Source organism: Aeromonas sp. 19NY04SH05-1, from assembly GCF_040581895.1.
GTDB classification, from domain to species: domain Bacteria; phylum Pseudomonadota; class Gammaproteobacteria; order Enterobacterales; family Aeromonadaceae; genus Aeromonas; species Aeromonas enteropelogenes.
In genome coordinates this window covers 1874626-1901475 of the sequence record NZ_CP095328.1, presented here as the reverse complement: position 1 = coordinate 1901475, position 26850 = coordinate 1874626, and the positions used below count along the sequence as shown (strand labels likewise).

Genomic DNA, 26850 nt, shown 5'->3' with positions numbered 1-26850 from the left:
CAAATGTAAATAATTTGTGACAATCATTCTGGCTAGGCTGCTAGAGCTTGACCATGATGTGGCGCGGCACCGTGTAGTCCTCCAGGGCGTAGAGGGAGAGATCCTTGCCATAGCCGGACATCTTCATTCCGCCGTGGGGCATCTCGGAGGTGAGCATGAAGTGGGTGTTGATCCAGGTGCAACCGTACTGCAGGTGGCTGGCCACCTTGCTGGCAAGGCCCAGATCACGGGTCCAGACCGAGCTGGCGAGGCCGTAGTCGGAGTCGTTGGCCCACTGCACCACCTGCTCGGCGTCGCTGAAGCGGGTCACCGACACCACAGGGCCAAACACCTCCCGCCGCACGATTTCATCCTCCTGACGAGCATGGGCGATCAGGGTTGGCTCGAAGAAGAAGCCGTTGCCGGGGCGGATCTTGCCCCCCGCCGTCACCTCCACGTGACCGCTGCTCTGGGCCCGCTCCACGAAGCTGGCCACCCGGTTGCGCTGCCGGTCCGAGATAAGCGGCCCCATCTCCACCCCCTCCTCGCGCGGACCACCGACCTTGATGGAGGCGACCGCATCCGTCATGGCGGCGACAAACTTGTCGTAGATCTTGCCCTGGGCATAGATGCGGCAGGCGGCGGTGCAATCCTGGCCGGCGTTGTAGAAGCCGAAGGTGCGAATGCCCGCCACCACGGCCTCCAGGTCCGCATCGTCGAAGATGATGACCGGCGCCTTGCCCCCCAGCTCAAGGTGGGTGCGCTTCATGGTGCGGGCGGCGCTCTGCAGGATCTTCTGGCCGGTGGCGATGTCACCGGTGAGGGACACCATGCGCACCAGCGGGTGCTCCACCAGCGGCGCCCCCACGCTCTCGCCCCGGCCGCAGACGATGTTGATGATGCCGCGGGGGAAGAGCTCGCTGGCGAGCTCCGCCAGGCGCAGGGCGGTGAGGGGGGTCTGCTCTGAGGGTTTGAGCACCACCGTATTGCCGGCGGCGAGCACCGGGGCCATCTTCCAGGCCGCCATCATCAGTGGATAGTTCCAGGGGGCGATACTGCCCACCACGCCGATGGGGTCGCGGCGGATCATGCTGGTGTGCCCCTCGATATACTCCCCGGCGAGCGGCCCCTGCAGGCAGCGGGCGGCGCCGGCGAAGAAGCGGAAGCAGTCCACCACCGCCGGCAGCTCGTCATTGAGCACCGCCAGATAGGGCTTGCCGCAGTTGAGGGATTCGAGGGCCGCAAACTCCTCGGCGTGGCGTTCGATGGCATCGGCCAGGCGCAGCAGCAGGGTACTGCGCTGGGCTGGCGTGGTGCGGCTCCACTGGGCGAAGGCGCGCTGGGCGCCGTTCACCGCCCGGTTCACCTGCTCGAACGAGGCTTCGGGCACCGAGGCGAGAAGCTCCCCGGTGGCCGGATTGAGGATGGGCTCGGCCTGGCCGTCACCGGTGACGAACTGGCCGTCGATCAAGAGTTGGGTAGAGAGTTTCATGGTTGCATCCTTGCGCACGCGTTGAGTCGTTATTTGCCACTGCCGGCGACGTCCTGGCCGTCGCGGGTGAGATAGTAGGCAAGCAGAATGGGAATGGTGGTGAAGGCCACTATGATGAGCGCCACCACGTTGGTGACCGGCCTGTCCCGTGGCCGGATCAGCTCCTGATACATCCAGATCGGCAGCGTGGTCTGCTGGCCGGCGGTGAAGGTGGTGACGATCACCTCGTCAAAGCTGAGGGCGAACGCCAGCATGCCCCCCGCCAGCAGGGCGGTGGCGAGGTTGGGCAGGATCACGTAGCGCAGAGTCTGGAAGCCGTCGGCACCGAGATCCATCGACGCCTCGATAAGGCTCTGGTTGGTGCGGCGAAAGCGCGCCAGGGCATTGTTGTAGACCACCACCACGCAGAAGGTGGCGTGACCGATGACGATGGTCCAGAAGCTGAAGGGGATCTCCATCACCCCGTAGGCGGAGCGCAGCGCGATGCCGGTGACGATGCCGGGCAGGGCGATGGGCAGCACCAGCAAGAGCGACACCACCTCCTGGCCGAAGAAGCGGCTGCGGGCGATGGCCCCCGCCGCCAGGGTGCCGAGCACCATGGCCACCAGGGTAGCGAGCCCGGCCACTTCAAGCGACAGCTGGATGGCGCGCCACACGTCGGGGCGGTTGAGGGTCACCTCGAACCACTTGAGGGTGAGCCCGGGCGGCGGGAACTGGTAGCTCTTGCTCTCGCTGGTGAAGGCGTAGAGGAAGATGAACAGGATCGGAAAGTGCAGGAACAAGAGACCGCCGATGGCCGCGTACTTGAGCAGGCCGGAAGGCTGGTTGCCATGGTCCCGTTTCATGGGCTGATTAGAGCGCATCGAAGGCTCCCAAGCGTTTCGCGATGGTGAGGTAGATGGCGATGATAAGGATCGGCACCAGCGAGAAGGCGGCGGCGAAGGGCAGGTTGCCCGCCGTGCCCTGCTGCATATAGACCACCTGACCTATGTACATTGTCGAGTTACCTATGATGCCGGGGATGATGTAGTCCCCCAGCGTCAGGGAGAAGGTGAAGATCGAGCCCGCTACCACGCCGGGCAAGGCCAGCGGCAGGATCAGGGTGCGGAAGGTCTGGGCAGGCGTCGCCCCGAGATCGCCGCTCGCCTCCAGCAAAGAGCGCGGGATCCGCTCCACCGCCGCCTGGATGGGCAGGATCATGAAGGGCAGCCAGACGTAGACGAACACGATGAAGGTACCGATGCGCGAGAACGACAGCGACGGCCCGCCGATCACCGGCAGCGAGAGGATGGCGTCGAGCAGCCAGTCCAGCCCCAGAGTGTCTGCCAGCCAGCTGACGACCCCCTCCTTGGCCAGGATCAGCTTCCAGGCGTAGACCCGCACCAGATAGCTGGACCAGAGCGGCAGCATGATGCCGACGTAGAACAGGGCCCGGGTCTTGCCGCTGGTGTAGCGCGCCATGTAGTAGGCCACCGGGAAGCCGAGCAGGGCGCAGGCCAGGGTCACCAGCAGCGACATGCCGACGGTACGCAGGATCACGTCCAGATTCTCCGCCCGCAGCAGGGCGACGAAGTTCTGCAGGCCCAGCTCGTGGCGGATCTGGCCGCTGAACTCGTCCAGCCCGAAGAAGGCGTTGGAGAGCAGCATCAGCAGGGAGCCGACGTAGATGATGCCGAGCCAGAGCAGGGGCGGCCCCAGCAGGATGGCCAGCAGCAGACCGGAGCGGCCGTAGAGCAGGGTGGAGAGGCGCCGCAGCGGCCTGACGCGAACGGAGTCGGTAGCGTGGCTCATGGCAAGGCTCGCACTGTGGGGGGCGCTCATGGTTGAGCTCCCTGGTGGGCGGTGTGCAGACGGTGGATCGCCTGCTCCGGCCAGCTGAGGCTGACCCGGGTGCCACGGGGCAGGCGGGCCTGGCCCTCGTTGGGGTGGTTGACGATGAGCTCGAGTTGTTCGCCGAGATCGACCCGGTAGCGCACGAAGGGGCCGAGGTACTCCACTTCGCGCACCTCCCCTGACCAGCCGGGCGTACCGGCCTCGGCGAGGCGGATCCGCTCCGGGCGCACCATCATCTGGCGCTCATCGCCACACAGGCGGCGGGCCTGCTCTCCCTCGAACAGGTTGACGGTGCCGACGAAGCGGGCGACGAAGGGGGTAGCGGGGGCATCGTAGATGGTATCCGGCGCGGCGATCTGCTCGATCTTGCCCTGATTGAAGATGCAGATGCGGTCGCTCATGGAGAGCGCCTCCTGCTGGTCGTGGGTGACGAAGATGAAGGTGATGCCGAGCTGGCGCTGCAAGGCCTTGAGCTCGAGCTGCATCTGCTCGCGCAACTTAAGATCTAGCGCCCCGAGCGGCTCGTCCAGCAGCAGGATGCGCGGCTGGTTGATCAGCGCGCGGGCGATGGCGATGCGCTGGCGCTGGCCGCCGGAGAGCTGACCCGGCTTGCGGCTGCCGACGCCGGGCAGGCGTACCAGCTCCAGCATCTCGTCCACCTTGCGGTAGCGCTCCGCCTTGGCCACGCCCTTGAGCATCAGGCCGTAGCCGATGTTGTCGCGCACATCCATGTTGGGAAACAGGGCATAGTCCTGAAACACCGTATTGAGGTTGCGATCGTAGGGGGGCACGGTGGAGCAAGGTTCACCGAACAGCCGGATCTCCCCCTCGCTCGGGTATTCGAAGCCCGCGATCATCCGCAGGCAGGTGGTCTTGCCGGAACCGCTCGGCCCCAGCAGGGTGAAGAACTCGCCGGCAGGGATCTGGAAGGAGATGTCGTCGACCGCCGTCACCTCGCCATAGTGGCGGCTGACCCGGTCAAATTGTACGGCTGTCATGGTGCATCCTTGTCTGTGGGAAGCGGGCCGGACGCCTGTCCGGCCCAATATCGGCATTTACTCAGGCGACCTCAGCGACCACCCAGGATGGCGATATAGTCCGAGACCCAGCGGTAATACGGCACGCAGGTTCCCTGGCTCTTGCACTGGGAGACGGGGGTACGCCAGAAGTGCACCCGATCGAAGTTGTCGATGCCGTTGGTCTTGCACCCCTCTTTCCCGAGCAGGGCATTTCCCTCGCAGGCGGCCGGCACCACGGGCACGGAACCAAACCAGGAGGCGAGATCCCCCTGCAACTTGTTGTTGAGGGAGTGCTCCAGCCACTTGTAGGCACAGGTGAGGTTTTTGGCGCCACTGTGCACCATGCTGGTATCGGCCCAACCGGTGACCCCTTCCTTGGGCACCGTCGTGGCGACGGGCTGCTTGTCGGCGATCAGGGTATTGGCCTGGAACGGCCAAGAGTCGGAGGCCACCACCCCCTCGTTCTTGAAGTCATCGATCTGGACGAAGGCATCGTGCCAGTAACGCCCCACCAGCTGGCGTTGCTGGCGCAGCAGGTCGAGGGAGGCCTTGTACTGATCCTCGTTCAGTTCATACGGATCCTTGATACCGAGGGCCGGCTGATGGGTCATCAGATAGAGGGCCGCATCGGCAATGTGGATGGGGCCGTCAAACGCCTGCACCCTCCCCTTGTTGGACTTGCCGTCCGCCAGGGTCTGCTCCTCGAACACAACGCTCCAGGAGTCGGGCGCCTTGGGGAACACCTTGGTGTTGTACATCAATATGTTGCCGCCCCACTGGTAGGGCACGCCGTAGTGCTTGCCATCCACCGTGTGCCAGGGGGCATTTTGCAGGCGGGGATCTATCTTGCCGTAGCTCGGGATGAGCGCCAGATTGAGCGCTTGTACCTTGCCGCCGGCGATGAGGCGCAGGCTGGCATCGCCCGAGGCGGTCACCAGGTCAAAGCCCCCTTCGTTCATCAGCGCCACCATCTCGTCCGAGGTAGCGGCCGTCTTGACGTTGACCTTGCAGCCGGTCTCTTTTTCAAATCCAGTGACCCAGTCGTAATTCTTGTCAGTTTCACCGCGCTCGATATAACCGGCCCAGGCCACAATGTTGAGCTGGCCTTCCCCCTTGCCGAGTGAGGTGGGGGCAGCCTGAGTCTGGCCAGCCAGCAGCGCGGGGATCAGGGCCAGGGTCAGAGGGGTCAATTTCATCTTGCTCTCCTTGCATGATTGGCAACCGTGGCGGCGCCACAGTAGGCATTAACATCCTGTTAACCAGTCATGAGCGTAGGAGAAGCCGGGATCAATGAGAATTTCAATTTTTAACGGCTTGGGTATCTGTAAAATCGATATCGAGTGCAGATGAATCTGAATTTTAGTGATAGCTCCGCAAGAGATGGTTAGCGAGGGAGCGCCTGACGTGCTCGCAACCGGCTCTGATCCCGCACTATGTCGATGAACTCGCGGGCGGTCCACTCCAGCCGGGAGCCACGTCGCCACACCAGGCCGATGTCGATGGCGGGAATGGGCTCCTTGATGGCGCGGGCCTCGACTCGCTCCTGCTCCAGCGACCAGGGGCGGTAGGCAAAGTCCGGCAGCAGGGCGAGCCCGAGCTGGCTCGCCACCAGGCTGCGCACCGCTTCAACCGAGGCGGTACGCAGCACGATGCGCGGCGCTATGCCGTAGCGGCGCAGGCCGCCACCGATGATCTGGTCCAGCTGGTCGGCGGTCAGCGAGATCATGGGCTCTTCGCCGAGCGCCTTGAGAGAGAGGGTCGACTCGGCGCAGAGCGGGTGGTTGGCGGCGAGCCAGACCCGCAGCGGCGAGCGGGTCAGCAGCTCGGTATCGAACGCCTCCTGGCGGATGGTGCGGTTGGTCATCAGGATCCCCACGTCCACCTCGCCGTTGACGATCTGGTGCTCGAGATAGGGCTGCTCGTCCTCCTTTACCTCGATCTGTACCGCCGGGAAGGCGCGGCGAAAGCGGCCGAGCGCCTCCGACAGGTAGTAGCCGGCCACCAGGGTCGTCACACCGATAGTGAGCCGCCCCTGATCCTGCTGGGCCACCGCCTTGAGGGAGTGGCTCGCCTCGGTCATGGCGCCGAGGATGCGACGGGCGTGCAGCAGAAACTGGTGGCCCTGAGTGGTGAGGCTGACCCCGCGCGGGTTGCGATCGAACAGGGGGGCGCCGAGCTCGCTCTCCAGCTCGCGGATGGCGCTGGTGACAGCCGACTGGGAGATGTGCAGCTCGGCAGCGGCGCGGCTGACCGAGAAGCTGTCGGCCACCGCCACGAAATAGCGGATCTGGCGGAAGGTAAAGTTCATCTGGCATCCTTGCCGTAGAGCATCGGTCGAATGGCCAGCTTACCCGCAATGCCCGCCGGACAACAATGCACACAGGGATCACAGTTGCTGAACCGGAGGGGCAACACGACGCATCCCCGCCAACCTTAAACAGGATCGGCGGGGATGCGATGATCCACATGTCATCGAAAGGCAGGATCAGCCTTTGTTGAGATAACCTGCCAGCTGCCCGATCAGCCGCTTGCGCAGCTCACCGAGTTTGGGTTTCTCATCCGCGCACCAGGGCAACGGGCGGCACGCCTCTATGGTACGCAGACCAAGGCGAGCGGTAAGCAGCCCGGCCCCCACCCCTTGCGCGGCGCGGGCGGAGAGCTTGGCAGTGAGCTCGGCCCCCAGCAAGTCCATCCCCACCTCGGTCACCAGTTCGGTGGCACCGGCGTAGAGCATGTTGCGAAACACCTGGCGAATGAGGCGAATGCGGCTCCAGTAGCCGAGCTCGATGGCGTAGACATCGGCAATGTCCTCTATCATCCGCAGGTTGCGCCACAGCATCAGCATCATGTCGACGGTGGCAAGCGGGCTCAGGGCCACCAGCACGGCGGCCTCCCCCGACCACTTGGCCACCCGCGCCTGGGCCAGCTTGTCGCGCTCGCCGAGCACCAGCTGGCTGTAGAGAGTCAGCACCTCCCGATCGCTGTGGCTCTCGTCGAGCTGGCCAAGCCAGCTCTGGTACCCTTCGCGCCCCTTGTCACCGCTGCGCTCGGCCAGCTGTTCGCAGAACGCCAGCCCCTGCCCGACCCCCTGATGGGCCAGCAAGTCTTCGGCCCGCGAGCGCACATCCTGGCGCTTCTTGAGGGTGCGCAGACGCAACCACTCGCGCCCCACCACCCCGGCGGTACCCACCGCCACCAGGCCTGAGGCCAGCAGCCAGGCGCTGCCCCAGAGCGGGGTGGTGAGAAATTGATCGTAGAGGAAGGCGCCATACTGCCCCAGGGAGAGCAGGCCGACCGCCCCCAGCCCCCAGGCGAGCAACCGATGACGCCGGCGCGGCCGCAGGGTCAGAGCCGGTTCCACCTCGGTGAGGGCATCGAGATCGTCGAGGCGTTCGAAGCTGGTCTCATCGAGACGCTGGGCGGGGGCAGGCGGTCGCTCCTCGCTCGCCACCTTGAGGGCTGGCTCCAGGATCACCTTGCCCTGCAGCGATGCCTTGGCATCCCCGTACTGTTTTGTCTGATCGTTCATCACTTTTTCTCCTGTGCGTGGTGCCGAGGACGAACCTAGGCCGCACACCCGTTATTCGAGATGATCCCCAAGCAAAAACTCCAGCGCCGCATCAAGCCGGATATGGGGCAGCGCCTGATGGGCACTCATGGGCATGGGGCGAAACGCCTGAAAATCAAAGCCCTGGGTGTTCCACCATTGCGCGGGCGGAATATGGGAGGGCACCTCGCCCGGGAACAGCAAGAGCGGCTCACCCGAGAGGCTGGTACCACGGATGGCGGGAAACTCGCGGCCATTGGCCACCCCCTTGCCCACTTCGGTCGCCTTGATGGCGGCCAGCGCCAGGCACTCTGTGGAGATCCCCTCAAAGCGCGCCTGGCCGCGACCACTACGCACCAGATGCTGGAGCAGGGAGACCAGGGGACCGTGCTGCTCCGGCGTCACGTGATCCGCCTTGCTCGCCACAAACAACAGCTTGTCGATACGCGGCGAGAAGAGCCGGCGCCACCAGTTGCTCTTGCCGTAGGCAAAGCTCTCCATGATGCGAGCAATGGCCTGTTGCATGTCGCCAAAACTGGCGGCGCCGGCATTGAGGGGCTGCAAACAGTCCACCAGCACGATCTGGCGATCAAAGCCCGCGAAGTGCTGCTCATAAAAACCCTGCACCAGGTGCTGCTTGTACTGCTCAAAACGCTGCTTGAGGGTGGCGTAGAGGGTGCCATCAACGGGTTCGCCGGCAGGCTTGTCCCACACCCAGGGCACAAACTGCAGCATGGGGGCACCGGCATACTCCCCTGGCAACACGAAGCGACCGGGCTGGATCAGATGCAGTCCCAGCTCCCGTTTGCAGGCGTGCAGATAGTCGGTGTAGCGCTCGGCAAGCTGGGCGACCGGCCGCTCCTCGAAGGGTTGATCCGCTTGCCAGGCGGGCGTCAGCCAGCCGACGGCGAGGGTTTGCAGCTCGGGGCGGCGCAGCTGATCGCGCACCTGCTCGCTCCACTGCTCGTAACTCATCTCGAGTAACGGCAGATCGAGCAACCACTCCCCCGGATAGTCCACCAGATCCACGTAGAGGGTGGAGATCTCCCCCAGGTGTTTGCGCAGGGGGTGACGGGTGCGATAACGGATTTCGAGGCGCACCTCGGCTACCCCGCGAGTGGGCTCGGGCCAGGCCGGCGGATCGCCAAACAGGGAGTCGAGGCCGCGCTCGTAGGCAAAGGTGGGAATATGGGGATTTTGCTGCGGCACCCGGCGGGCACCGAGAATGCGCCCCTGGCGCAGGGCATCCCACAGGGGCAGACGACCGTCGATGGCCGCATGTTCCAGCTGGTTGACCAGGGCGGTGATGAAGGCGGTCTTGCCGCTGCGGGAGAGGCCGGTCACCGCCAGCCGGATGTGGCGATCCCGAACCCGGTTCACCACGTCGTTCGCCTTGTGTTGCAGGCGATTCAACTTCTGTTCCAGTTTATTGAGTATCAAGGCTGATCCCGTTCTCCCTAGCTTGGTGATGGGGCTGATGATGGAGTTGCTGATTGGCTTGGATAGTCTCCCCGTCCAAACACTCGCCTCTGCCGACGGGCACCTGCCGCCACCAAGGTGGTGGCAGGTGCCCGTCTGCGGGGTGAGAGGTTCGCACAGGGCCGGTGGCTGGCTTACAGCTTGCGAAACTCCCGCTGCAGGGTGAACTCCTTGGAGGTCACCAGCTTCTCGATCTGCTGCAATCTGGGCTCCAGTGCATCGAGCTCGCGATTGATCCGCCCCAGAGCCTGATGGGGGGTGATCCCCGCCTGCCAGCTGCGCGCCTTCATTCGTACCTCGGCAAAGGCCTCTTCCTCCTGCTCATAGAGGGTGACCGGCTTCTTGTCGAGCAGGAACCAAGCCGCCATATAGGCGGTGAAGGTGATGAAGCCGGCGAAGATGAGGCCACTGATGGCCAGCAGGCGCACGATCCAGGTCTCCACCCCGAAATAGTCGGCAAGACCGGCGCAGACCCCCGCTATCTTTCCCTGGCGGGGATCGCGATAGAGATTGCGCCCCTCACGATACGCGCTGTTCATACCTTGTTCCTCCAGCCCGGGACTTCAGCGTCCAGAATCGACTCAAGTGCCCCGACCCGCTCCTGCATCTTCTCGGCACGGGCCAGCAGCCCTTGCAGCTGTTCCCGTTCACTATCGGCCAACCCGGCACCAATCCGCCCCTTGGCACGGTAGTGCAGCACCAGCCAGATGGGAGCCACCACCATCATGAAGACCACCATGGGAACCATCAATACACCCAGCAGATCTTCCATCTGTTACTCCCCCTGTTTCGGCGCACTGTCGCCCTGACCCAGCTTCTGACGCATGGCCTCAAGTTCGCGGCTTATCTGATCGTCCACCTCCAGCTCGGCAAACTGCTGATCCAGCGCCTTGTCGGACTGTCCCAGATCGGCGCGGGCCTCCATCTCGTCGATGCGACGCTCCATGCGCTCGAACTTGCTGACCACCGCCTGGCTGTCACCACGGGCCACCTGGCTCTGCACATTGAGACGGCTGCTGGCCGCTTCGCTGCGAATGGCCATCGCTTTTTGGCGGGCGCGGGCATCTTCAAGCTTGGCTTCCAGCTGACGGATCTCCTCCCCCAGCTTCTCGATGCCGCTGTCCACCGCCTGCTGCTCGCGCAGGAGCGCGTCGGCCAGCTCGGTCTGCTTTTTCTTCTCGATGAGGGCGGCGCGGGCCAGATCCTCACGTCCCTTGGTCAGGGCCAGTTCGGCCTTGGCCTGCCACTCGTCCACCCGCTCCTGATGACGGGCGACCTGACGGCCGATCTCTTTCTGGCTGGCGAGGAAGCGGGCCAGGTTGGAGCGCTCCTTCACCAGCTCGTCTTCCATCTCCTGGATGATCAGGCGCACCATCTTCTGGGGATCTTCTGCCTTGTCGAGCAGGGCCGTCAGGTTGGAATTGATGATGTCGGCCAGACGGGAAAAAATACTCATGATTGCACTCCTGTTATTGGCATGGCGTTGTTTCTCCATTGACAATGGCAACTTGTGTGCCAATCTGGAACGAAATTTAACTCTTTGATTTATATGGGTGCAGAATGATCGCGTTTCAAGGTGCCCGGTACAAGTGGTGATAAAAATCACCAACTTTTGGTAAGATTGACCAGCTTTTATAACCGACAGGGATCACTATGACCACGGCCACGGAAAGCCTGCTGGGAGAATCCAACGCGTTTCTCGAGATCATTGAGCAGGCCTCACGCCTCGCCCCGCTGCGCAAACCCGTGCTGATCATCGGTGAGCGGGGAACCGGCAAGGAACTCATCGCCCACCGCCTACATTATCTCTCGACGCGCTGGGATCAAAGCTTTGTCACCGTCAACTGCGCCACCTTGAGCGAGAGTCTGCTGGAAACCGAGCTGTTCGGTCACGAGGCAGGCTCCTTCACCGGAGCAGCCAAACGCCATCAGGGGCGCTTCGAGCGGGCCGATGGCGGCACCCTGTTTCTCGACGAGCTGGCCACCACCAGTGCCCGGGTGCAGGAGAAACTGCTGCGGGTCATCGAATATGGCGAGTTCGAGCGGGTCGGTGGTGCCAAGCCCCTCAAGGTGGATGTGCGGCTGGTGTGCGCCACCAACGAGGATCTGCCGGCCCTCGCCGACAAGGGGCAATTTCGCCACGATCTGCTCGACCGGCTCGCCTTTGACGTCATCACCCTCCCCCCGCTGCGCGAGCGCCGGGAAGACATTCTGATGCTGGCGGAGCACTTTGCCCACGGCATGACCCGGGAGCTGGGCTATCCGCTGTTCGCCGGGTTCTCGCGAAAAGCGACCCAGCTGCTGCTGGACTACCCCTGGCCCGGCAACGTGCGGGAGCTGAAAAACGTGGTGGAGCGCAGCATCTACCGTCAGGGCAACCCCCAGTTGCCGCTGTCGGATCTGGTGCTCAATCCCTTCGACTCCCCCTGGCGGCCGCGCCAGACGGCGGTCGCAACAACGCCAGTCATGCCGGAAGAGCACTCTGTTCCTGCGGGCGGGATGACGCCCCCCCTGGCCCTGCCGCTCGATCTGAAGCAGGCGGTGGCGGAGTACGAGATTAATTTACTCAAGCAAGCGATGCAGCAATCCCAGTATAATCAGCGCAAAGCCGCCCAACTGCTGGCCTTAAGCTATCACCAGTTCCGTGGCATGCTACGCAAGTATCAGCTGCAAGATGGTGACAATGATGCAGAACAGGACCAGACGGAGATCGGTTAAGACCGGCTCCCGCGACACGCCAGCCACGACGCTGGCACCTTCGTATAAAAACATGGTTAGACAATGAGAATGCTCAAACCCTTGCTGCTCGGTCTGCTGGTGCTGGTCACCGGCTGCCAGAAGCAGTCCGAGGCCTCGAAAACCGGACTCATTTACTGCGCCGAGGGCTCTCCCCTCTCCTTCAACCCCCATGTCTCCAATTCGGGGGTGACGCTGGACGCCAGTGCCCGTCCGCTCTATGACCGCCTGCTGGAGGTCAACCCCAATACCCTGACGCTGGAGCCGGCCCTGGCGAGCAAGTGGCAGATAAGCGAGGATGGCCTCACCTATACCCTGACCCTGCGCCAGGGCGTCACGTTTCACCAGACCCCCTGGTTTACGCCGACCCGCACCCTCAACGCCGAGGATGTGGTCTTCACCTACGCGCGCCAGCTCGATCTCCTTCATCCCTATCACCAGGTTTCCGGCGGCGACTATCCCTACTTCTACAGCCTGGGGCAGGATCAGCTGATCAAGCGGGTCTACGCGAAAGATCCGCAGACAGTGGTGTTCGAGCTCAACCAGCCCAATGCCTCCTTCCTCGCCACCCTGGCCAGCGACTATGCGGTGATCCTCTCCGCCGAATATGCCGATCAGATGCTCAAAGCCGGCACCCCGGCGCTGCTCGACAGCCGCCCCGTCGGCACCGGCCCCTTCCGCTTCAAGGAGTACCGCCACAACGAGTTCATCCGCTACCTGCGCCACCCCGGCTACTGGGGCGGCGAGGCCAGGATTGAACAGCTGGTCTACGACATCACTCCCAGGTCCTCCAAGCGACTGGCCAAACTGCTGACCGGCGAGTGCGACGTGATGAGCACCCCGGTTGCCAGCCAGCTGTCAGTGATCAAGCAGCACCCGGATCTCAACCTGTCGGTCCAGTCCGGGATGAACGTCGCCTTCCTGGCCCTCAATACCCGCAAGCCGCCGTTCAACGACATCAAAGTGCGCCAGGCCATCGCCAGCGCAATCAATGTCGACAATCTGCTGCAGGCGGTCTATTTCGATACAGGCTTGCCCGCCAACAGTCTGCTGCCGCCCCTCTCCTGGGGTTACAACCCGAGCCTGCCCCAGCGCAAGCAGGACCTGAAACGGGCCCGCCTACTGCTCAAACAGGCGGGTCTGGAGCAGGGTTTCGAGATGCAGGTGCTGGTGCAGCCGGACGCCCGCCCCTACAACCCGGATGCCATCAAGACCGCCCAACTGATGCGCAATGATCTCGCCAGGGTGGGGATCAGGCTCAAGATAGTGCAGCAGGCCTGGCCCGTTATCGAGCGCCGCCTCATGAAGGGGCAGTATGACAGCCTGCTGTCAGGCTGGATTGCCGACAACGCCGACCCGGACAACTTCTTTCGCCAGCTGCTGAGCTGCTCGGCGGTGGAGCGGGGCAATAACTACAGCCGCTGGTGCAACCCGGCCTTCGATCAGTTGCTTGACGATGCGGTCACCACACCCCAGTTGGCGTTTCGGCTGCGCAACTACTATTACGCCCAGACCCTGCTCAACGAGCAGTTGCCGCTCATTCCGCTGGCCCATGCCCTGCGCACCCAGATCAGCCGCAGCGATATCGAAGGGCTGCAGCTGATGCCCTTTGGTGGCACCGTCTTCAATCAGGCCTACAGGGAGTAAGCATGTTTCTCTACACCTTGCGTCGCATCAACCTGCTGCTCATCACCCTGCTGGCGCTAACCCTGGTCGCCTATCTGCTGGAGTATCGCCTCATCGGCCACGAGCTCAGTTTCTGGCGCGGCTATCCCGACTTCCTGCGCCGCATCCTGGCCGGCGATCTGGGGCTCTCCAGCGTCTCCGGGCTGCCGGTGCTGGACGAGATCCGCCACTACTTCCCCGCCACCCTGATCCTCTGCTTTGCGGCCTTTGCCATCTCGCTGCTGGTGGGGATTCCCCTTGGTACCCTGGCCGCCCTCTATCAGGGACGGGGGCTCGACCTCTCCATCATGACGGCGGGACTGATCGGCTATGCCGTCCCCGTGTTCTGGCTGGCCCTTCTGGTGGTGATGCTCTTCTCGCTGGATCTCGGCTGGTTGCCTGCCTCCGGCCAGATCAGCCTGCTTTATGACGTGCCCACCATCACCGGCATCGCCTTGGTCGATGTGCTGCTGAGCCACGAACCCTGGCGGGAGGCGGCGCTGCACGATGCCCTGCGCCACCTCATCCTCCCCTCCCTGGTGCTGGCGGTAGTGCCCACCACCGAGGTGATCCGCCACGTGCGCAGCTCCCTCATCGACGTGATGAAGCAGAACTACATCAAGGCGGCGGCGAGCCGCGGCCTCTCCCGGGCCCAGATCGTCTGGCGCCATGGTCTGAAGAATGCCCTGCCCCCGGTGCTGCCCCTGCTCGGCCTGCAGCTTGGCAGCGTGCTCACCTCCGCCATGATCACCGAGGTAGTGTTCGAGTGGCACGGCATTGGCCGCTGGCTCATCAGCAGCATCGCCCTGCAGGACTACGCCGCCATTCGCGGCGCCACCTTGGTAGTGGCCAGTTTCGTGATTTTCATCAGCGTCAGCACCGAATTGCTGACCACCCTTATCTATCCGGCAAGGCGCAAAGAGTTGTATGCCAGACAAGATTGAACGCGCTCATGGCGTAACCCGGAGCCAGGTATCCTATGCAAGATAAATCGAACATCTATCCCGAGCTCAAGATCCTCTCCCCCATGGAGCAGACCTGGGCTGCCTATCGCCGCAATCCCCTGGCGATGGCGGGGCTCTGGTGCTTCCTGCTGCTGATCGCCATCACCCTGTTCGGACCACTGCTGGTGCCCTACGGCATTGACGAGCAGCATCCCACCCACCTGTTGCTGGCCCCCTCCTGGTCCAACAACGGCAACATCGATTACTTCCTCGGCACCGACGATCTGGGCCGTGACATGCTCTCCCGCCTGGTGGTGGGAGCACGGCTCACCTTCGGTTATGCACTGGTGGTGGTGGTCATCGCCCTGGTGGTGGGCTCGGCCATCGGCATCCTGGGGGGCATGAGCAAGGGGCTCAAATCGAGCGTACTGCACCACCTGCTCGATACCCTGCTCTCCATCCCCTCCCTGCTGCTGGCGATCCTGGTGGTCGCCATCCTGGGGCCCGGCCTGTTCAACACCCTGATCGCCATCACTCTCGCGCTGATCCCCCCTTTCATCCGCGCCACCTACAACGCGGTGCACGCCGAGATGCAAAAGGAGTACATCACCGCAAGCCGCCTCGATGGTTCGCCCCCTTTCCGGATCATGCGCCTCGCCATCCTGCCCAATATCGTCGAAACCCTGGTGACCCAGACCACCCGTACCCTGTCGGCCGCCATCCTCGACATCTCGGCGGTGGGCTTTCTCGGTCTCGGCGCCCAGTCGCCGCAACCCGAGTGGGGGGCCATGCTCGGCGACTCGGGGGATCTCATCTACCTCGCCCCCTGGACCGTGACTCTGCCCGGCATCGCCATCCTGTTCAGCGTGCTGGTGACCAACCTGGTGGGGGAAGGCATTCGTGAAGCACTCAAGGAGGGGAATGACTAATGCAGCCCCTGTTCGACAAAGCCAATATCAGCACCGGCGCCGTGGCGCGCCCAGTGCCACATCGTCATGAGGAAGGTCACTGATGCCCCTGCTCGATATTCGCAATCTCACCATCGAAATTGACACCCCACAGGGCAAGGTCAAGGCGGTGGACAAGGTGAGCCTGACCCTGGCCGAGGGGGAGATCCGCGGCCTGGTGGGAGAATCCGGCTCCGGCAAGAGTCTGGTGGCCAAGGTGATCGTCGGTATCCAGAAGGACAACTGGACGGTGCGCGCCGACCGGATGCGCTTCAACGACATGGACTTGCTGACCATGGCCCCGCGGGAGCGGCGCCGCATCATGGGCCGCGAGATCGCCATGATCTTCCAGGATCCCATCAGCTGTCTCGACCCATCAGAAGAGATAGGCACCCAGCTTGAGGAGGCGATCCCGACCGACTCGTTCGAGGGGCAGTTCTGGCAGCGCTTCCAGTGGCGCAAGAAGAAGGCCATCGCCTTGCTCCACCGGGTCGGTGTCAAGGATCACCGCAAGGTGATGCGCGCCTACCCCCACGAATTGTCAGATGGCATGTGCCAGAAGGTGATGATCGCCATGGCGATTGCCAACCAGCCGCGCCTGCTGGTGGCCGACGAGCCCACCAGCGCCATGGAGTCCACCACCCACTCCCAGATCCTGCGGCTGCTGGACAAGATGAACAAGCTGGGCAACACCACCATCCTTATCATCAGCAACGACATCGCCGCCATCGCCAACCTGACCGACACCATCAACGTGATGTACTGCGGCCAGATGGTGGAGGTGGGCACCCGGGAGCAGATCCTGGAAACCCCCCACCACCCCTATACCGACGCCCTGCTCAAATCCATCCCGGACTTTGACAAGCTGGTGCGCCACAAGTCGCGACTCGAAACCCTGCCCGGGGTCATTCCGCCGCTGCAGCACCTGCCCATCGGCTGTCGCCTCGGCCCCCGCTGTCCCCACGCCCAGAAGCAGTGCGTGCAGACCCCGCTGATGAGCAAGATCAAGGGCCATCAGTTCAGTTGCCACTTCCCGCTGAATATGGAAGAACCCAAGAAATGAGCCTGACCGTCAACCTTCCCCCGCAAGCGGCCCAACAGGAACTCGAACCCTCCCTGCTGCAGGTCAGGGGCCTGTGCAAGACCTATCAGAACCGCACCGGCCTGTTCCGGCGCCAGGCGGTGGAAGCCATCAAGCCCCTCTCATTTGACCTTGAAGTGGGCCAGACCCTGGCCATCGTCGGCGAGGCCGGCTCCGGCAAGAGCACCCTGGCGCGCATTCTCGCTGGCATGATAGAACCCAGCGGCGGCGAGATCGCCATCAATGGCCAGCGGATGGTGCACGGCGATTACCAGACCCGCTGCAAGCTGCTGCGGATGATCTTCCAGGACCCCAACTCCTCCCTCAACCGCAAGATCCGGGTCGGCCAGATCCTGGAGACCCCGCTGCGTCTCAACACCGAGATGACCGAGGAGGAGCGGCAGGACAAGGTGATCCAGACCCTGCGCATGGTGGGCATGCTGCCGGACCACGCCCTCTTCTACCCCCAGATGCTCTCCGCCGGTCAGCAGCAGCGGGTGGCGCTGGCGCGGGCGCTCATCCTCAACCCCAAAATCGTGGTAGCGGACGAGGCACTCTCCACCCTGGATATCTCGGTGCGCTCCCAGATCATCAACCTGCTGCTGGAGATGCAGGAGACCATGGGGCTCAGCTATGTGCTGGTGGCCAACGACCTGGGGGTGGTGAGCCACATCAGTGACGAGGTGCTGGTGATGCACGAGGGACGCGTGGTGGAGCGTGGCAAGACCCTCAAGGTATTCGCCGATCCCCAGCACGAGGTGACTCGCCGCCTCATTCAAAACTACGACAACGAATACCGTCGATAGCCTTTTCCCTTGCGGATATAAAAAAAGCCCACTGCATGCAGTGGGCTTTTTGTTGATGCTTGCCGCTTAGGCTTGCAGCAGCAGACGGTTGATGCGGGAGACAAAGCTCGCCGGATCGTTCAGCCCGCCCTGCTCGGCCAGCTGGGCCTGTTCGTGCAGCAGGGTGACCCACTCGCCAAACAGCGCCTCGTCTTCGATGGTGTCGAGCTTCTTCACCAGGGCGTGGTCGGGGTTCAGTTCCAGAATGTACTTCTGCTCCGGCACCGGCTGACCGGCCGCGCGCATCAGCTTGATCATCTGGGTGCTCATGCCGTAGGCGTCGGTAACGATGCAGGAGGGGGAGTCGGTCAGACGGTGGGTGACACGCACCTCTTTCACCGCCTCGCCCAGGCTCTTCTTGACCCGCTCAACCAGGCCGGCGTTGGCCTTCTCGGCCTCCTCCTGCGCCTGCTTGGAGGCTTCGTCTTCCAGATCACCGAGATCCAGCTCGCCACGGGTGACGGAGATGAGTTGCTTGCCGTCGAACTCGGTCAGATGACTCATCAGCCACTCGTCGACCCGCTCCCACATCAGCAGCACTTCGACACCCTTCTTGCGGAAGATCTCGAGGTGCGGGCTGTTCTTGGCCGCGGCATAGGAGTCGGCGGTGATGTAGTAAATCTTCTGCTGGCCTTCCTTCATGCGGCCAACGTAATCCTCGAGCGACACGGTCTGGGCTTCGCCCTCGCCGGCGGTGCTGGCAAAGCGCAACAGCTTGGCGATCTCTTCGCGGTTCGCGTAATCCTCGGCCGGGCCCTCTTTGAGCACATTGCCGAACTCTTTCCAGAACTTGGCGTACTTCTCGGCGTCATCCTTGGCCAGCTTGGAGAGCATGGTCAGCACCCGCTTGGAGCAGGCCTTGCGCAGGGAGGCGGTCACCTTGTTGTCCTGCAGAATTTCACGGCTCACGTTGAGCGGCAGATCGTTGGAGTCCAGCACCCCTTTGACGAAGCGCAGGTAGGTCGGCATAAACTGTTCGGCGTCGTCCATGATGAAGACGCGCTGCACGTAGAGCTTGAGGCCATGCTTCTGCTCGCGGTTGTAGAGATCGAACGGTGCGCGGGCTGGCACGTAAAGCAGGCTGGTGTACTCCTGGGCCCCTTCCACCCGGTTGTGACCCCACAGGAGCGGATCTTCGAAGTCGTGGGCGACGTGCTTGTAGAACTCCTGATACTCCTCGTCCTTGATGTCTTTCGGGTTGCGGGTCCACAGAGCGGTGGCACGGTTGACCTGCTCCCACTCACCCGGGGTGCCGACGATGGTCTCGCCATCTTCTTCGCGATCCGGGGTGCCCTCTTTATACATCTCCACCGGCACGCTGATGTGGTCAGAATACTTGCCTACCACGGAGCGCAGGCGCCAGTCGTCGAGGAACTCGTCCTCTTCGGCGCGCAGGTGCAGGATGACGTCGGTACCGCGACCCTCTTTGGTCACGTCAGCCACGGTAAAGGAGCCTTCCCCTTCCGATTCCCACTGTACGCCCTGGCTCGGCTCGGTACCGGCGGCGCGGGAGACCACGGTCACCTTGTCGGCGACGATGAAGGCGGAGTAGAAACCTACCCCGAACTGACCGATCAGCTGGGAATCCTTGCCCTGATCACCGGAGAGGTTCTTGAAAAATTCGGCGGTGCCGGATTTGGCGATGGTACCCAGATGCTCGATCACCTGATCCCGGGTCATGCCGATCCCGTTATCGGAGATGGTCAGGGTACGCTTCTCTTTGTCCACCACCAGGCGCACACGCAACTGGCCGTCGTTTTCGAACAAAGAGGCATCGGAGAGCGCCTTGAATCGCAGCTTGTCCGCCGCATCGGAGGCGTTGGAGATAAGCTCGCGCAGGAATACTTCTTTGTTGGAGTAGAGGCTGTGGGCCATCAGGCTCAACAGTTGTTTGACTTCAGTTTGAAAGCCGTGGGTTTCGGCATGAACACTTTGGGTCATGGACCAATCCTCAGAAACATCGGGTTGAACATACGCCCAACCTAGATGGGGACGGCCGATCAAATATCAAGGGGCGAGTGTGCAATCTGCCTCACTCGCCCCTCTTTTTCTGTTCGATTGCCGATTTTTCGGCCAATGCGTGTCGCTACCAACAGGCGGCCAGCGGGCTTAAGTCAGGCGCTGGCGCCCCATCAGGGAGTGGGAGAGTGTGGTGCCATCCACCAGCTCCAGTTCGCCCCCCACCGGCACCCCGTGGGCGATGCGGCTCACCTCGACACCGGCCGCACGAGCCATGTCGGCGATATACCAGGCGGTGGCATCCCCTTCGATAGTGGGGTTGGTGGCGAGGATAAGCTCGCTGATAGCCTCCTCTTTCAGGCGCCGCTCCAGAATATCGAGCCCCAGCTCCTCGGGGCCTATGCCATCGAGGGGCGACAGGTGGCCCATCAGCACGAAGTAGCGACCGGAAAACTGGCCGGTCTGCTCAATGGCCGCCACGTCCGCCGGGCTCTCTACCACGCACAGCAGACCATTCTCTTCGCGCTTGGGATTGGCGCAGATATCGCAGCGATCATTTTCGGTAAAGGTGCGGCAGTGGCTGCAGTGCCCGATCTCGGTCAGCGCCCGACTGAGCAGCTGGGCCAAGCGCAAGCCACCGCTGCGCTCGCGTTCGAGCAGGGTGAACGCCATGCGCTGGGCGGACTTGGGGCCCACCCCGGGGAGCACCTGCAGGGCTTTCATCATCTCATCGAGCAGGGGACTGAATTTCATGGGCTAAGTATCCTTTGAGGCTGTATCGGCGAAAGGCGCAGTGCTCTGCTCCCGAGGGAGCCTGACTGCCCCGGCCGAACCAATCTTGTTGGCGCAGGACTATACCCGAGCCGGCTCCGAGCGCCAATGACCTTCTGGCCTCCATTGCCCTGGCCGTAGTCTCTCCTTGCGCAGCACTCTGCGCCAACTCTCTGCGCAACGCCCCGACCGGAGCGCGGGGCCGGCTCGTCAGCACGCGATGCTCGCAGCTCTCGTCAGTCAACAGCCGATATTCAGTATTTGCTATTCGCACTTTAATTCCGGGTCGTAGTGCGGTCGATGGCGCATGTTGTCACGCCATAGACCGACAGCGCCATCAGGCTGGCTGGGATAAACCCGATACGCTGGATAGAAATCGCTGCCAATGTCATTAAACATGACACAAACCACCAATCGAGAAATTTACGCGGAGTTTAAAACCACAAAATCGATAAAGATCGATTTAATATCTCACTTTATTTACCACCAATAGACCAACTGATAACATAAATAAAACACAAGCAGTCAGATACACCAGCAATGGCATTCATGACTGTCTGAACTGGCAAAAGAGACTGAGGAAATAAAGGCTCGCAAGCCAACATGGATAACAATCCCCTTTATCACAGCAGGCGCCGATCAGTATCCAAGTTGCTATCGGCTGCCAATAAGGACGTTATCCCGACACAGAGATTCACGCAGGACATCCCCTGGATGTGGGATGCCAAATGACCTTGCCCCTTGATAGAGGGCAACCCTTTTTCTCTATTTCACGGAAGAAATGGCTCATCATGAACACTGTTACCGCCAGCATCGATCTCGATGCCTTGCAACACAACTTTGCCGTGGTACGGCGCCATGCCCCCCACAGCAAGATCATCGCGGTCCTCAAGGCCAATGCCTATGGCCATGGCCTGCTGCCGGTCGCCCATGCCCTGGCTCGGGCCGATGCCTATGCGGTAGCCAGGGTCGAGGAGGCGTTGGTACTGCGCGCCAACGGCTTCACCAAGCCCATTCTGGTGCTGGGGGGATTCTTCTCGGCAGAGGCACTTCCCCTGCTGGCGACCCACGATCTGCAAACCACCATCCACACCCGGGAGCAGCTGGCGCTGCTCGAGCAGGCCCACCTGCCCGCTCCCATCAAGGTCTGGCTCAAGCTCGATACCGGGATGAACCGGCTGGGGCTGCGCGCCGAAGAGCTGCCCGCCTTTATCGAGCGGCTCACCCGTTGCAAGAATGTGGTACAGCCTTTCAATCTCATGACCCACTTCAGCCAGTCCGATGAGCAGGATGGGCCGGCCACCCAGTTGCAGATAGCGGAGTTCAACCGCCTCACTGCCCATCTGCCGGGCGAGCGGGCCATGGCCAACTCGGCGGGGATCCTGGCCTGGCCGGATTCACGCAGTGACTGGATCCGACCCGGGATCATGCTCTATGGCGCCTCCCCGTTTGGTGGGCAGCTGGCCAGCGATCACGATCTGCGCCCGGTGATGACCCTCAAGAGCCAGCTTATTGCCACCCGGGCATGCAAGCAGGGAGAAAACGTCGGCTATGGTGGCCATTGGGTGGCCCATCATGACACTACCCTCGGCGTGATTGCGGTTGGCTACGGGGACGGTTATCCGCGCATGGCGCCCGAGGGCACCCCTGTGCTGGTCAATGGTCGTCGGGTGCCCATTGTCGGTCGTGTCTCCATGGACATGATCACGGTCGATCTTGGCCCCGGGGCCCACGACAAGAGTGGTGACGAGGTAACCTTGTGGGGGGAAGGGCTGCCGGTGGAACAGGTGGCCGAGAAGATAGGCACTATCCCCTACGAGCTGCTGACCCGGCTCACCGCACGGGTCTTTATCAAGCTCAGCCGCGCCGGTGAACAGGCCCCTTCACTGGTCGAGGCCCGACGGGTTGCCTGATGACGTGCACTCACCGGCACCTGTCCGTTTTCCCGCCAGGATTTGCGCAGTACGAGAAACGCCAGAAAGCAGAAAGCCCGACCATCAGGTCGGGCTTTGCAATTTGGCGGTGAGGGAGGGATTCGAACCCTCGATACGTTGCCGTATACACACTTTCCAGGCGTGCTCCTTCAGCCACTCGGACACCTCACCAAATTTTGGTCTGTTGTTTAACGTGTTCAGCCAACACGCTGTTCGTTGCGCCGTTGCGCTGGAACGGGGCGTAATTTAGGGGAAAGCCCCGCCCGCGTCAACGGCTTTTTTTGCAAAACGAATCGTTCGCGGAATTAATGAACAGATTCCGGTGCAACCTGGATTTCCGGCAGGTTGAGGAAGCCGGAACGCTCGCATTCGGATACCAGTTCATGGGTCGCCGCGATCGTGCTCTGCACGAACAAGAGGAACTGCTCGACGCTGAGCCCCGCCTTGGTGAAGACGGTGTGACCGACCACCAGCCGTGGCAAGTTGTCGTCGATGATATCGAGAAACACCTTGAGCGAGGGATACTGCATGTTGAGACGCCCCAGTTCAGCCACCAGCGGCAGCAGTGCCGAGGGACGAACTTCCAGTTCGGATGAAAACAGCAGCCCTTCCTCTTCGACAAAGATCCGGCTCTCCTGAATACCGTCGACGGACTGCAGGGAGACAATATGGATGCCATGGCACTGGTCACACACATAATGCTCGATACGAGCCTGCTGCAACCAACGCATTATCATTTCAGAGCTGGGGATATTCATTATTTCCACGACAAGATTGGGATCGAGGGGCGCAGTCTAAACCAATTTGCCAGCAACCAAAAGCGCACCCGCCCAATCGGCGCGGGGCCGGCTTCTTTTTGGCAAGTGCTATGCATATACTCAGCCCAATCCACGGCCACGCTTGCCCCACAGGGGGCCCTATGACCATCCAAGAAAAATATCGCCTGCATCTGAAATCCCTGTCGGACGAGCTGCTCGCCCTGCAAAAGCCCATCCGCATTCTGGATGCCATCAAGTGGCCACGGCAGATGCAAGAGCGCTTTCTGGCCAGTGGCGGCCGGCAGCTTCCTGCTATCGACAGGCACTTCTACGAGGGGCTTCCCCTCGGCTTTGATCCCCGCAACAAGTATCTGGAGCTCAAAGAGCTCAGGGACCGGATCCGCAGAAAGCTGGGCCCCCAGGACGATCTCGGGCGCATTTTGCAGGAGACCGTCGATCAATACATGGTGGTGATCGAGATGCTGCGCCAGCGCGGGCAACCGGACTTTCTGCGCTACAGCCAGCTGCTCTATGGCTCGGCCAGCGATCACCTGCGCGGGGATCGCAAGACCCTGCGCGAGCTGGGGGAGCGGTTGTGCGACATCTTCTCCCTGCCCGGCGCCCGCCATCTGGTGCGCCCCTACCCCAAGGAGTTTGAGGGGGACATCGCGGTTGCCAGGCTGCAGGGCAAGCTCTCAAGTTATTTCAGCGACGGCACCGTGCAGGTCAAGCTGAGCGATGGCATCGTCTCGGACGCCGCCGCTGGCGGGGATTACATCAAGCTCAACTCCCATGCCCGTTTCTCGGAGCTCGATCTGCAGGTACTGGAGGTCCACGAGGGCTGGGTGCACGTCGGTACCACCCTCAACGGCCGTCAGCAACCCTATGCCACCTGGCTGAGCGCCGGCTCCCCCCGCATCACCGCCTGCCAGGAGGGGTTGGCCGTGCTTATCGAGACCCTCACCTTCAGCTCCTTCCCGGATCGGGCCAAGCGCATCTCGGATCGGGTGATGGCCATCGACATGGCCGAGCGGGGAGCCAACTTCCTCGAGGTGTTCCAGCATTTCGTACAACGGGGGGCCAGCGAGCACGACGCCTACAAGATCACCCAGCGGGTGTTTCGCGGCGGCATGGTCGAAGGGGGCGCCTGCTTTACCAAGGATCTCTCCTACGTGCGCGGTTATGTGGAGACGGTCAACTTCATCCGCAGCGCCGTGCTGGAGGGGGTCCCCGAGATCCTGCCCATGCTGTTTGTCGGCAAGGTGACCCTGGATGACATCCCCGTGCTCTACCAGCACTACCTGGAGGGACTGATCGCCGCCCCCCGCTACCTGCCCCCCATGTTTCGTGATCTCACCGGCCTCTACGTCTGGTTCGGCTTCGCCTCCGGCATGTCGCTGGTGGATATCGGCCGGGTGCAACATCACTTTCGCCAGCTGTTCCACCGCCTGCCGGTGGCCGATCCCATCATAGCGCCAGTGGATATCGAGATTGACTGAGCTCCGGGCAAACAAAAGGGCGCCGACATGGCGCCCTTTTGTTGTCAAAGGATCCGCAAGGCGGCGTTACTTGAAGGCCCGCCCTTCCAGATAGTGCTTGCGGCACAGTGACACATAGCGATCGTTGCCGCCGATCTCTACCTGCTCGCCATCGCGCATAACCAGCCCAGCCTCACTCACTCGCGAGTTCATGTGGGCCTTGTTGCCGCACCAGCAGATGCTTTTGAGCTCTTCAAACTTGTCCGCCAGGCAGAGCAAATGGTAGGAGCCAGGGAAGAGCTCGCCGCGAAAATCGGTCTTGAGGCCGTAGGCGATGACCGGAATATCCTGCTCATCGACGATGCGCGCCAGCTGATAAACTTGCTCCTTGGTCAGGAACTGGGCCTCGTCGACGATGAAGACATCGATCCGTTTCTCGGCATGGCGCGCCTTGACCATCTCGAACAGATCGCAGGTATCGCTGAACACCTCCACTTTCAATTCGAGCCCTACCCGGGCGCTGATCACGCCCACCCCGAACCGATCATCGATCGCCGGTGTCATGGCCAGAGGATGCATGCCCCGCTCCAGATAGTTGAAATGCGCCTGGATGAGCTGGGTCGATTTGCCTGAATTCATGGTGGCAAATTTGTAGTGCAATGAAGCCATGTTACTGTTCCGAAACTGAATTGATGGGGCGCATGCTAACCAAAGCCCCAGACAAAACCAAGGGGCCCGCAGGCCCCTTGCACTATTGACGTTACGCGGTGGCAAGCACCGGCCGCGCTTTCGCCTTTCTCAGGTGATAGCTGGTAAAGAGTGCAAACCAGAGAGCACTGATGCTGAAACCGGCCAGGGCGGAGTGCATGAACCCCATGGCCAAGTAACCCAGCGCCGCGCCAAACGCGATGGAAAGAGCATAGGGCAGCTGGGTCATCACGTGATCGATGTGATGGCAACCGGCACCGGTGGCCGACAGGATACTGGTGCTGGAGATGGGCGAGCTGTGATCGCCGAACACAGAACCGGCCAGTACCGCCGCCAGCATCGGCAGCATCAGCGCCGCATCGCTGGCTGCGGCCATGTCGCCGGCCAGCGGCAGCATGATGCCAAAGGTGCCCCAGCTGGTACCGGTGGCAAACGCCATGGCGCAGGAGAGCACGAACACCACGGCAGGCAGCACTTCGACAGGCAGGTTGCCGTTGGCCAGGGAAGCCAGGTACTTGCCGGTCTCCACGTCGCGCACCACGGCGCCGATGGTCCAGGCAAACAGCAGGATGTTGATGGCCGGTAGCATGGCCATTACCCCTTGCGGCGCGGCCTTGATCCAGTTCTTGGCACCGAGCTTGAGGCGCATGGCCAGACCGATGGAGACCACTAGGCTGCACAGGGCACCATACACCAGGGAGGAACCCACGTTGGTGTTCTCGAACGAACCGAGCACGCTGAACGGCAAGCCTTGCTCGCTCAACACGGCGGCACCGGAGTCAATCATGAAGTAGATGGTGGCGGCGGTCAGGGTCAGGATCGGCAGCACCATGTCGATCATGCCGCCGTTGCTCTCTTCCGGGCTCTCCATGTCCAAACCGATGGGGCGCCCCTTGGACTCATCCCACAGCTTGCCTTCCAGCGCCCACTCCTCATGCTGGCGCATCGGGCCGATATCGAGCTGGAATGCGATCACCACCAGCACCATCACCAGGGTAAAGACGGCATAGAGGTTCATCGGGATCATCTCGACAAACGCGGCGATGGGGCTCTGCTCGGTCAGACCATGGGCCGCCATAATGCCACCCACCAGGGCGATGATGTAGGCCCCCCAGGAGGAGATGGGCATCAGCACGCACACCGGCGCCGCGGTGGAGTCGAGCAGATAGGCCAGCTTGGCACGGGAGATCTGGAAACGGTCGGTCACCGGACGGCAGATGGCCCCCACAGACAGACTGTGGAAAAAGTCGTCGATAAAGAAGGCAAAAACCATCATGCCGGTGAGCGCCTTGGCCCCCTTGCGGGTCTTGGCACGACGTTCGGCCCACTCGGCAAAGGCCCGGGTCGCGCCGGAGACGCTCATCAGACTGATGAGGCCACCCAACAGCAGCATGAACAACAGCATGTTGATGTTGTCGCTATTGAGGGCACCATCAACCCAGAAAATCTTGAGCACTGTGTTCAGCAGGTAGTGCAGGGAATCGAGCGGTGAAAACTGGTTGAGCAGCAGGCTGCCGGCCAGGATACCGACCCCGAGCGACAGCAGGACGCGGCGGGTCAGGATCGCCAGGGCGACAGCCAATAAGGGGGGAACGACAGACCAACCGGAGTCGGCGAAATGACTAATGTCCATGATCTCTTTGCACCTAAAGATACAGGTGGAGATCTACCGAGA

Annotated in this window: 24 protein-coding genes and 1 tRNA gene; 8 read left to right on the top strand and 17 right to left on the bottom strand. The window is 62.3% G+C overall.

The features are described 5' to 3' along the window. Positions 1-40: 40 nt before the first annotated feature. The 11 genes from MRK42_RS08850 to pspA form a co-directional block, all read right to left on the bottom strand. Positions 41-1471, bottom strand: a complete 1431-nt coding sequence (locus tag MRK42_RS08850; protein ID WP_338612206.1) for a gamma-aminobutyraldehyde dehydrogenase — start codon at positions 1469-1471, stop codon at positions 41-43. Positions 1472-1500: 29 nt separating this feature from the next. Beyond that, positions 1501-2316, bottom strand: coding sequence for an ABC transporter permease (locus MRK42_RS08845; RefSeq protein ID WP_167826527.1), 816 nt, complete (start codon positions 2314-2316; stop codon positions 1501-1503). Between the two features lie 7 nt (positions 2317-2323). Further along, positions 2324-3292, bottom strand: a complete 969-nt coding sequence (locus MRK42_RS08840; protein ID WP_095591526.1) for an ABC transporter permease — start codon at positions 3290-3292, stop codon at positions 2324-2326. Then, positions 3289-4302 (bottom strand): ABC transporter ATP-binding protein, encoded by a 1014-nt coding sequence (locus MRK42_RS08835; protein ID WP_338612205.1) that lies wholly within the window; start codon positions 4300-4302, stop codon positions 3289-3291. The genes MRK42_RS08840 and MRK42_RS08835 overlap by 4 nt, the downstream gene beginning before the upstream one ends. 71 nt (positions 4303-4373) lie before the next feature. Beyond that, complete coding sequence (locus MRK42_RS08830) at positions 4374-5519, bottom strand: ABC transporter substrate-binding protein (RefSeq protein WP_338612204.1); 1146 nt, start codon at positions 5517-5519, stop codon at positions 4374-4376. A gap of 188 nt (positions 5520-5707) precedes the next feature. Then, the gene (locus MRK42_RS08825) at positions 5708-6631 is read right to left on the bottom strand and encodes a LysR family transcriptional regulator (RefSeq protein ID WP_005305481.1); all 924 of its coding nucleotides are present in this window, start codon (positions 6629-6631) and stop codon (positions 5708-5710) included. 177 nt (positions 6632-6808) lie between these two features. Continuing rightward, a complete protein-coding gene (locus MRK42_RS08820; protein WP_338612203.1) occupies positions 6809-7852 on the bottom strand; it encodes a TIGR01620 family protein in 1044 nt (347 codons plus the stop codon). A 51-nt stretch (positions 7853-7903) separates the two neighbouring features. Then, complete coding sequence (locus tag MRK42_RS08815; protein WP_338612202.1) at positions 7904-9310, bottom strand: YcjX family protein; 1407 nt, start codon at positions 9308-9310, stop codon at positions 7904-7906. 173 nt (positions 9311-9483) lie between these two features. Beyond that, complete coding sequence (pspC, locus tag MRK42_RS08810) at positions 9484-9888, bottom strand: envelope stress response membrane protein PspC (protein WP_026456298.1); 405 nt, start codon at positions 9886-9888, stop codon at positions 9484-9486. After that, positions 9885-10121 (bottom strand): envelope stress response membrane protein PspB, encoded by a 237-nt coding sequence (pspB, locus tag MRK42_RS08805; protein WP_338612201.1) that lies wholly within the window; start codon positions 10119-10121, stop codon positions 9885-9887. The genes pspC and pspB overlap by 4 nt, the downstream gene beginning before the upstream one ends. Positions 10122-10124: 3 nt before the next feature. Continuing rightward, positions 10125-10805 carry a phage shock protein PspA gene (gene pspA / locus MRK42_RS08800; RefSeq protein ID WP_026456297.1) on the bottom strand — a complete coding sequence of 227 codons (681 nt, stop codon included), beginning with the start codon at positions 10803-10805 and terminating at the stop codon, positions 10125-10127. A gap of 197 nt (positions 10806-11002) precedes the next feature. Here pspA and pspF point away from each other — a divergent pair, with 197 nt between their 5' ends. The 6 genes from pspF to MRK42_RS08770 all read left to right on the top strand — a co-directional run bounded on the left by pspF (position 11003) and on the right by MRK42_RS08770 (position 17528). After that, positions 11003-12067: a phage shock protein operon transcriptional activator gene (pspF, locus tag MRK42_RS08795; RefSeq protein WP_338612200.1), complete on the top strand. Its 1065-nt coding sequence runs from the start codon at positions 11003-11005 to the stop codon at positions 12065-12067. A gap of 69 nt (positions 12068-12136) precedes the next feature. Then, complete coding sequence (gene sapA, locus MRK42_RS08790) at positions 12137-13732, top strand: ABC transporter substrate-binding protein SapA (RefSeq protein ID WP_061475375.1); 1596 nt, start codon at positions 12137-12139, stop codon at positions 13730-13732. 2 nt (positions 13733-13734) lie between these two features. Further along, positions 13735-14694 carry an ABC transporter permease subunit gene (locus MRK42_RS08785; RefSeq protein ID WP_124239920.1) on the top strand — a complete coding sequence of 320 codons (960 nt, stop codon included), beginning with the start codon at positions 13735-13737 and terminating at the stop codon, positions 14692-14694. Between the two features lie 35 nt (positions 14695-14729). Then, on the top strand, positions 14730-15623 hold the full coding sequence (locus MRK42_RS08780; RefSeq protein ID WP_042029244.1) for an ABC transporter permease subunit: 894 nt from the start codon (positions 14730-14732) through the stop codon (positions 15621-15623). A gap of 82 nt (positions 15624-15705) precedes the next feature. Beyond that, complete coding sequence (locus tag MRK42_RS08775; RefSeq protein WP_042029245.1) at positions 15706-16704, top strand: oligopeptide/dipeptide ABC transporter ATP-binding protein; 999 nt, start codon at positions 15706-15708, stop codon at positions 16702-16704. Then, positions 16701-17528, top strand: coding sequence for an ABC transporter ATP-binding protein (locus tag MRK42_RS08770; protein WP_042029246.1), 828 nt, complete (start codon positions 16701-16703; stop codon positions 17526-17528). The genes MRK42_RS08775 and MRK42_RS08770 overlap by 4 nt, the downstream gene beginning before the upstream one ends. Before the next feature lie 66 nt (positions 17529-17594). Here the strand turns inward: MRK42_RS08770 and htpG are convergent, their stop codons facing one another. Beyond that, positions 17595-19508: a molecular chaperone HtpG gene (gene htpG, locus MRK42_RS08765; RefSeq protein WP_201941183.1), complete on the bottom strand. Its 1914-nt coding sequence runs from the start codon at positions 19506-19508 to the stop codon at positions 17595-17597. Between the two features lie 168 nt (positions 19509-19676). Then, positions 19677-20279: a recombination mediator RecR gene (gene recR, locus MRK42_RS08760; RefSeq protein WP_201941182.1), complete on the bottom strand. Its 603-nt coding sequence runs from the start codon at positions 20277-20279 to the stop codon at positions 19677-19679. A gap of 809 nt (positions 20280-21088) precedes the next feature. Between recR and alr the strand changes: the two genes are divergently transcribed. After that, positions 21089-22210 carry an alanine racemase gene (gene alr, locus MRK42_RS08755; protein WP_338612199.1) on the top strand — a complete coding sequence of 374 codons (1122 nt, stop codon included), beginning with the start codon at positions 21089-21091 and terminating at the stop codon, positions 22208-22210. Positions 22211-22314: 104 nt separating this feature from the next. Here alr and MRK42_RS08750 read toward each other — a convergent pair. Beyond that, positions 22315-22402 (bottom strand) — tRNA-Ser (locus MRK42_RS08750). 134 nt (positions 22403-22536) lie between these two features. Beyond that, a complete protein-coding gene (locus MRK42_RS08745) occupies positions 22537-22962 on the bottom strand; it encodes a YbjN domain-containing protein (RefSeq protein ID WP_042029255.1) in 426 nt (141 codons plus the stop codon). Positions 22963-23150: 188 nt separating this feature from the next. Between MRK42_RS08745 and MRK42_RS08740 the strand changes: the two genes are divergently transcribed. Further along, positions 23151-24488, top strand: a complete 1338-nt coding sequence (locus MRK42_RS08740; protein WP_042029256.1) for a flavohemoglobin expression-modulating QEGLA motif protein — start codon at positions 23151-23153, stop codon at positions 24486-24488. A 66-nt stretch (positions 24489-24554) separates the two neighbouring features. Here MRK42_RS08740 and MRK42_RS08735 read toward each other — a convergent pair whose 3' ends face one another. Continuing rightward, positions 24555-25136, bottom strand: a complete 582-nt coding sequence (locus tag MRK42_RS08735; protein ID WP_026457233.1) for a thymidine kinase — start codon at positions 25134-25136, stop codon at positions 24555-24557. A 91-nt stretch (positions 25137-25227) separates the two neighbouring features. Then, positions 25228-26808, bottom strand: a complete 1581-nt coding sequence (locus tag MRK42_RS08730) for a Na+/H+ antiporter NhaC family protein (RefSeq protein ID WP_042029257.1) — start codon at positions 26806-26808, stop codon at positions 25228-25230. Positions 26809-26850: the final 42 nt, after the last annotated feature.

Coding starts and splice junctions, on each gene's coding strand:
- pspC (WP_026456298.1), bottom strand. CDS start 9,888: ATGAACAGCGCGTATCGTGAGGGGCGCAATCTCTATCGCGATCCCCGC.
- pspF (WP_338612200.1), top strand. CDS start 11,003: ATGACCACGGCCACGGAAAGCCTGCTGGGAGAATCCAACGCGTTTCTC.
- MRK42_RS08735 (WP_026457233.1), bottom strand. CDS start 25,136: ATGGCTTCATTGCACTACAAATTTGCCACCATGAATTCAGGCAAATCG.
- MRK42_RS08745 (WP_042029255.1), bottom strand. CDS start 22,962: ATGCGTTGGTTGCAGCAGGCTCGTATCGAGCATTATGTGTGTGACCAG.
- MRK42_RS08730 (WP_042029257.1), bottom strand. CDS start 26,808: ATGGACATTAGTCATTTCGCCGACTCCGGTTGGTCTGTCGTTCCCCCC.
- MRK42_RS08770 (WP_042029246.1), top strand. CDS start 16,701: ATGAGCCTGACCGTCAACCTTCCCCCGCAAGCGGCCCAACAGGAACTC.
- MRK42_RS08835 (WP_338612205.1), bottom strand. CDS start 4,302: ATGACAGCCGTACAATTTGACCGGGTCAGCCGCCACTATGGCGAGGTG.
- MRK42_RS08830 (WP_338612204.1), bottom strand. CDS start 5,519: ATGAAATTGACCCCTCTGACCCTGGCCCTGATCCCCGCGCTGCTGGCT.
- MRK42_RS08740 (WP_042029256.1), top strand. CDS start 23,151: ATGACCATCCAAGAAAAATATCGCCTGCATCTGAAATCCCTGTCGGAC.
- pspA (WP_026456297.1), bottom strand. CDS start 10,805: ATGAGTATTTTTTCCCGTCTGGCCGACATCATCAATTCCAACCTGACG.
- MRK42_RS08785 (WP_124239920.1), top strand. CDS start 13,735: ATGTTTCTCTACACCTTGCGTCGCATCAACCTGCTGCTCATCACCCTG.
- MRK42_RS08845 (WP_167826527.1), bottom strand. CDS start 2,316: ATGAAACGGGACCATGGCAACCAGCCTTCCGGCCTGCTCAAGTACGCG.
- sapA (WP_061475375.1), top strand. CDS start 12,137: ATGCTCAAACCCTTGCTGCTCGGTCTGCTGGTGCTGGTCACCGGCTGC.
- MRK42_RS08825 (WP_005305481.1), bottom strand. CDS start 6,631: ATGAACTTTACCTTCCGCCAGATCCGCTATTTCGTGGCGGTGGCCGAC.
- MRK42_RS08775 (WP_042029245.1), top strand. CDS start 15,706: ATGCCCCTGCTCGATATTCGCAATCTCACCATCGAAATTGACACCCCA.
- MRK42_RS08840 (WP_095591526.1), bottom strand. CDS start 3,292: ATGAGCGCCCCCCACAGTGCGAGCCTTGCCATGAGCCACGCTACCGAC.
- alr (WP_338612199.1), top strand. CDS start 21,089: ATGAACACTGTTACCGCCAGCATCGATCTCGATGCCTTGCAACACAAC.
- MRK42_RS08780 (WP_042029244.1), top strand. CDS start 14,730: ATGCAAGATAAATCGAACATCTATCCCGAGCTCAAGATCCTCTCCCCC.
- htpG (WP_201941183.1), bottom strand. CDS start 19,508: ATGACCCAAAGTGTTCATGCCGAAACCCACGGCTTTCAAACTGAAGTC.
- MRK42_RS08820 (WP_338612203.1), bottom strand. CDS start 7,852: ATGAACGATCAGACAAAACAGTACGGGGATGCCAAGGCATCGCTGCAG.
- pspB (WP_338612201.1), bottom strand. CDS start 10,121: ATGGAAGATCTGCTGGGTGTATTGATGGTTCCCATGGTGGTCTTCATG.
- MRK42_RS08850 (WP_338612206.1), bottom strand. CDS start 1,471: ATGAAACTCTCTACCCAACTCTTGATCGACGGCCAGTTCGTCACCGGT.
- recR (WP_201941182.1), bottom strand. CDS start 20,279: ATGAAATTCAGTCCCCTGCTCGATGAGATGATGAAAGCCCTGCAGGTG.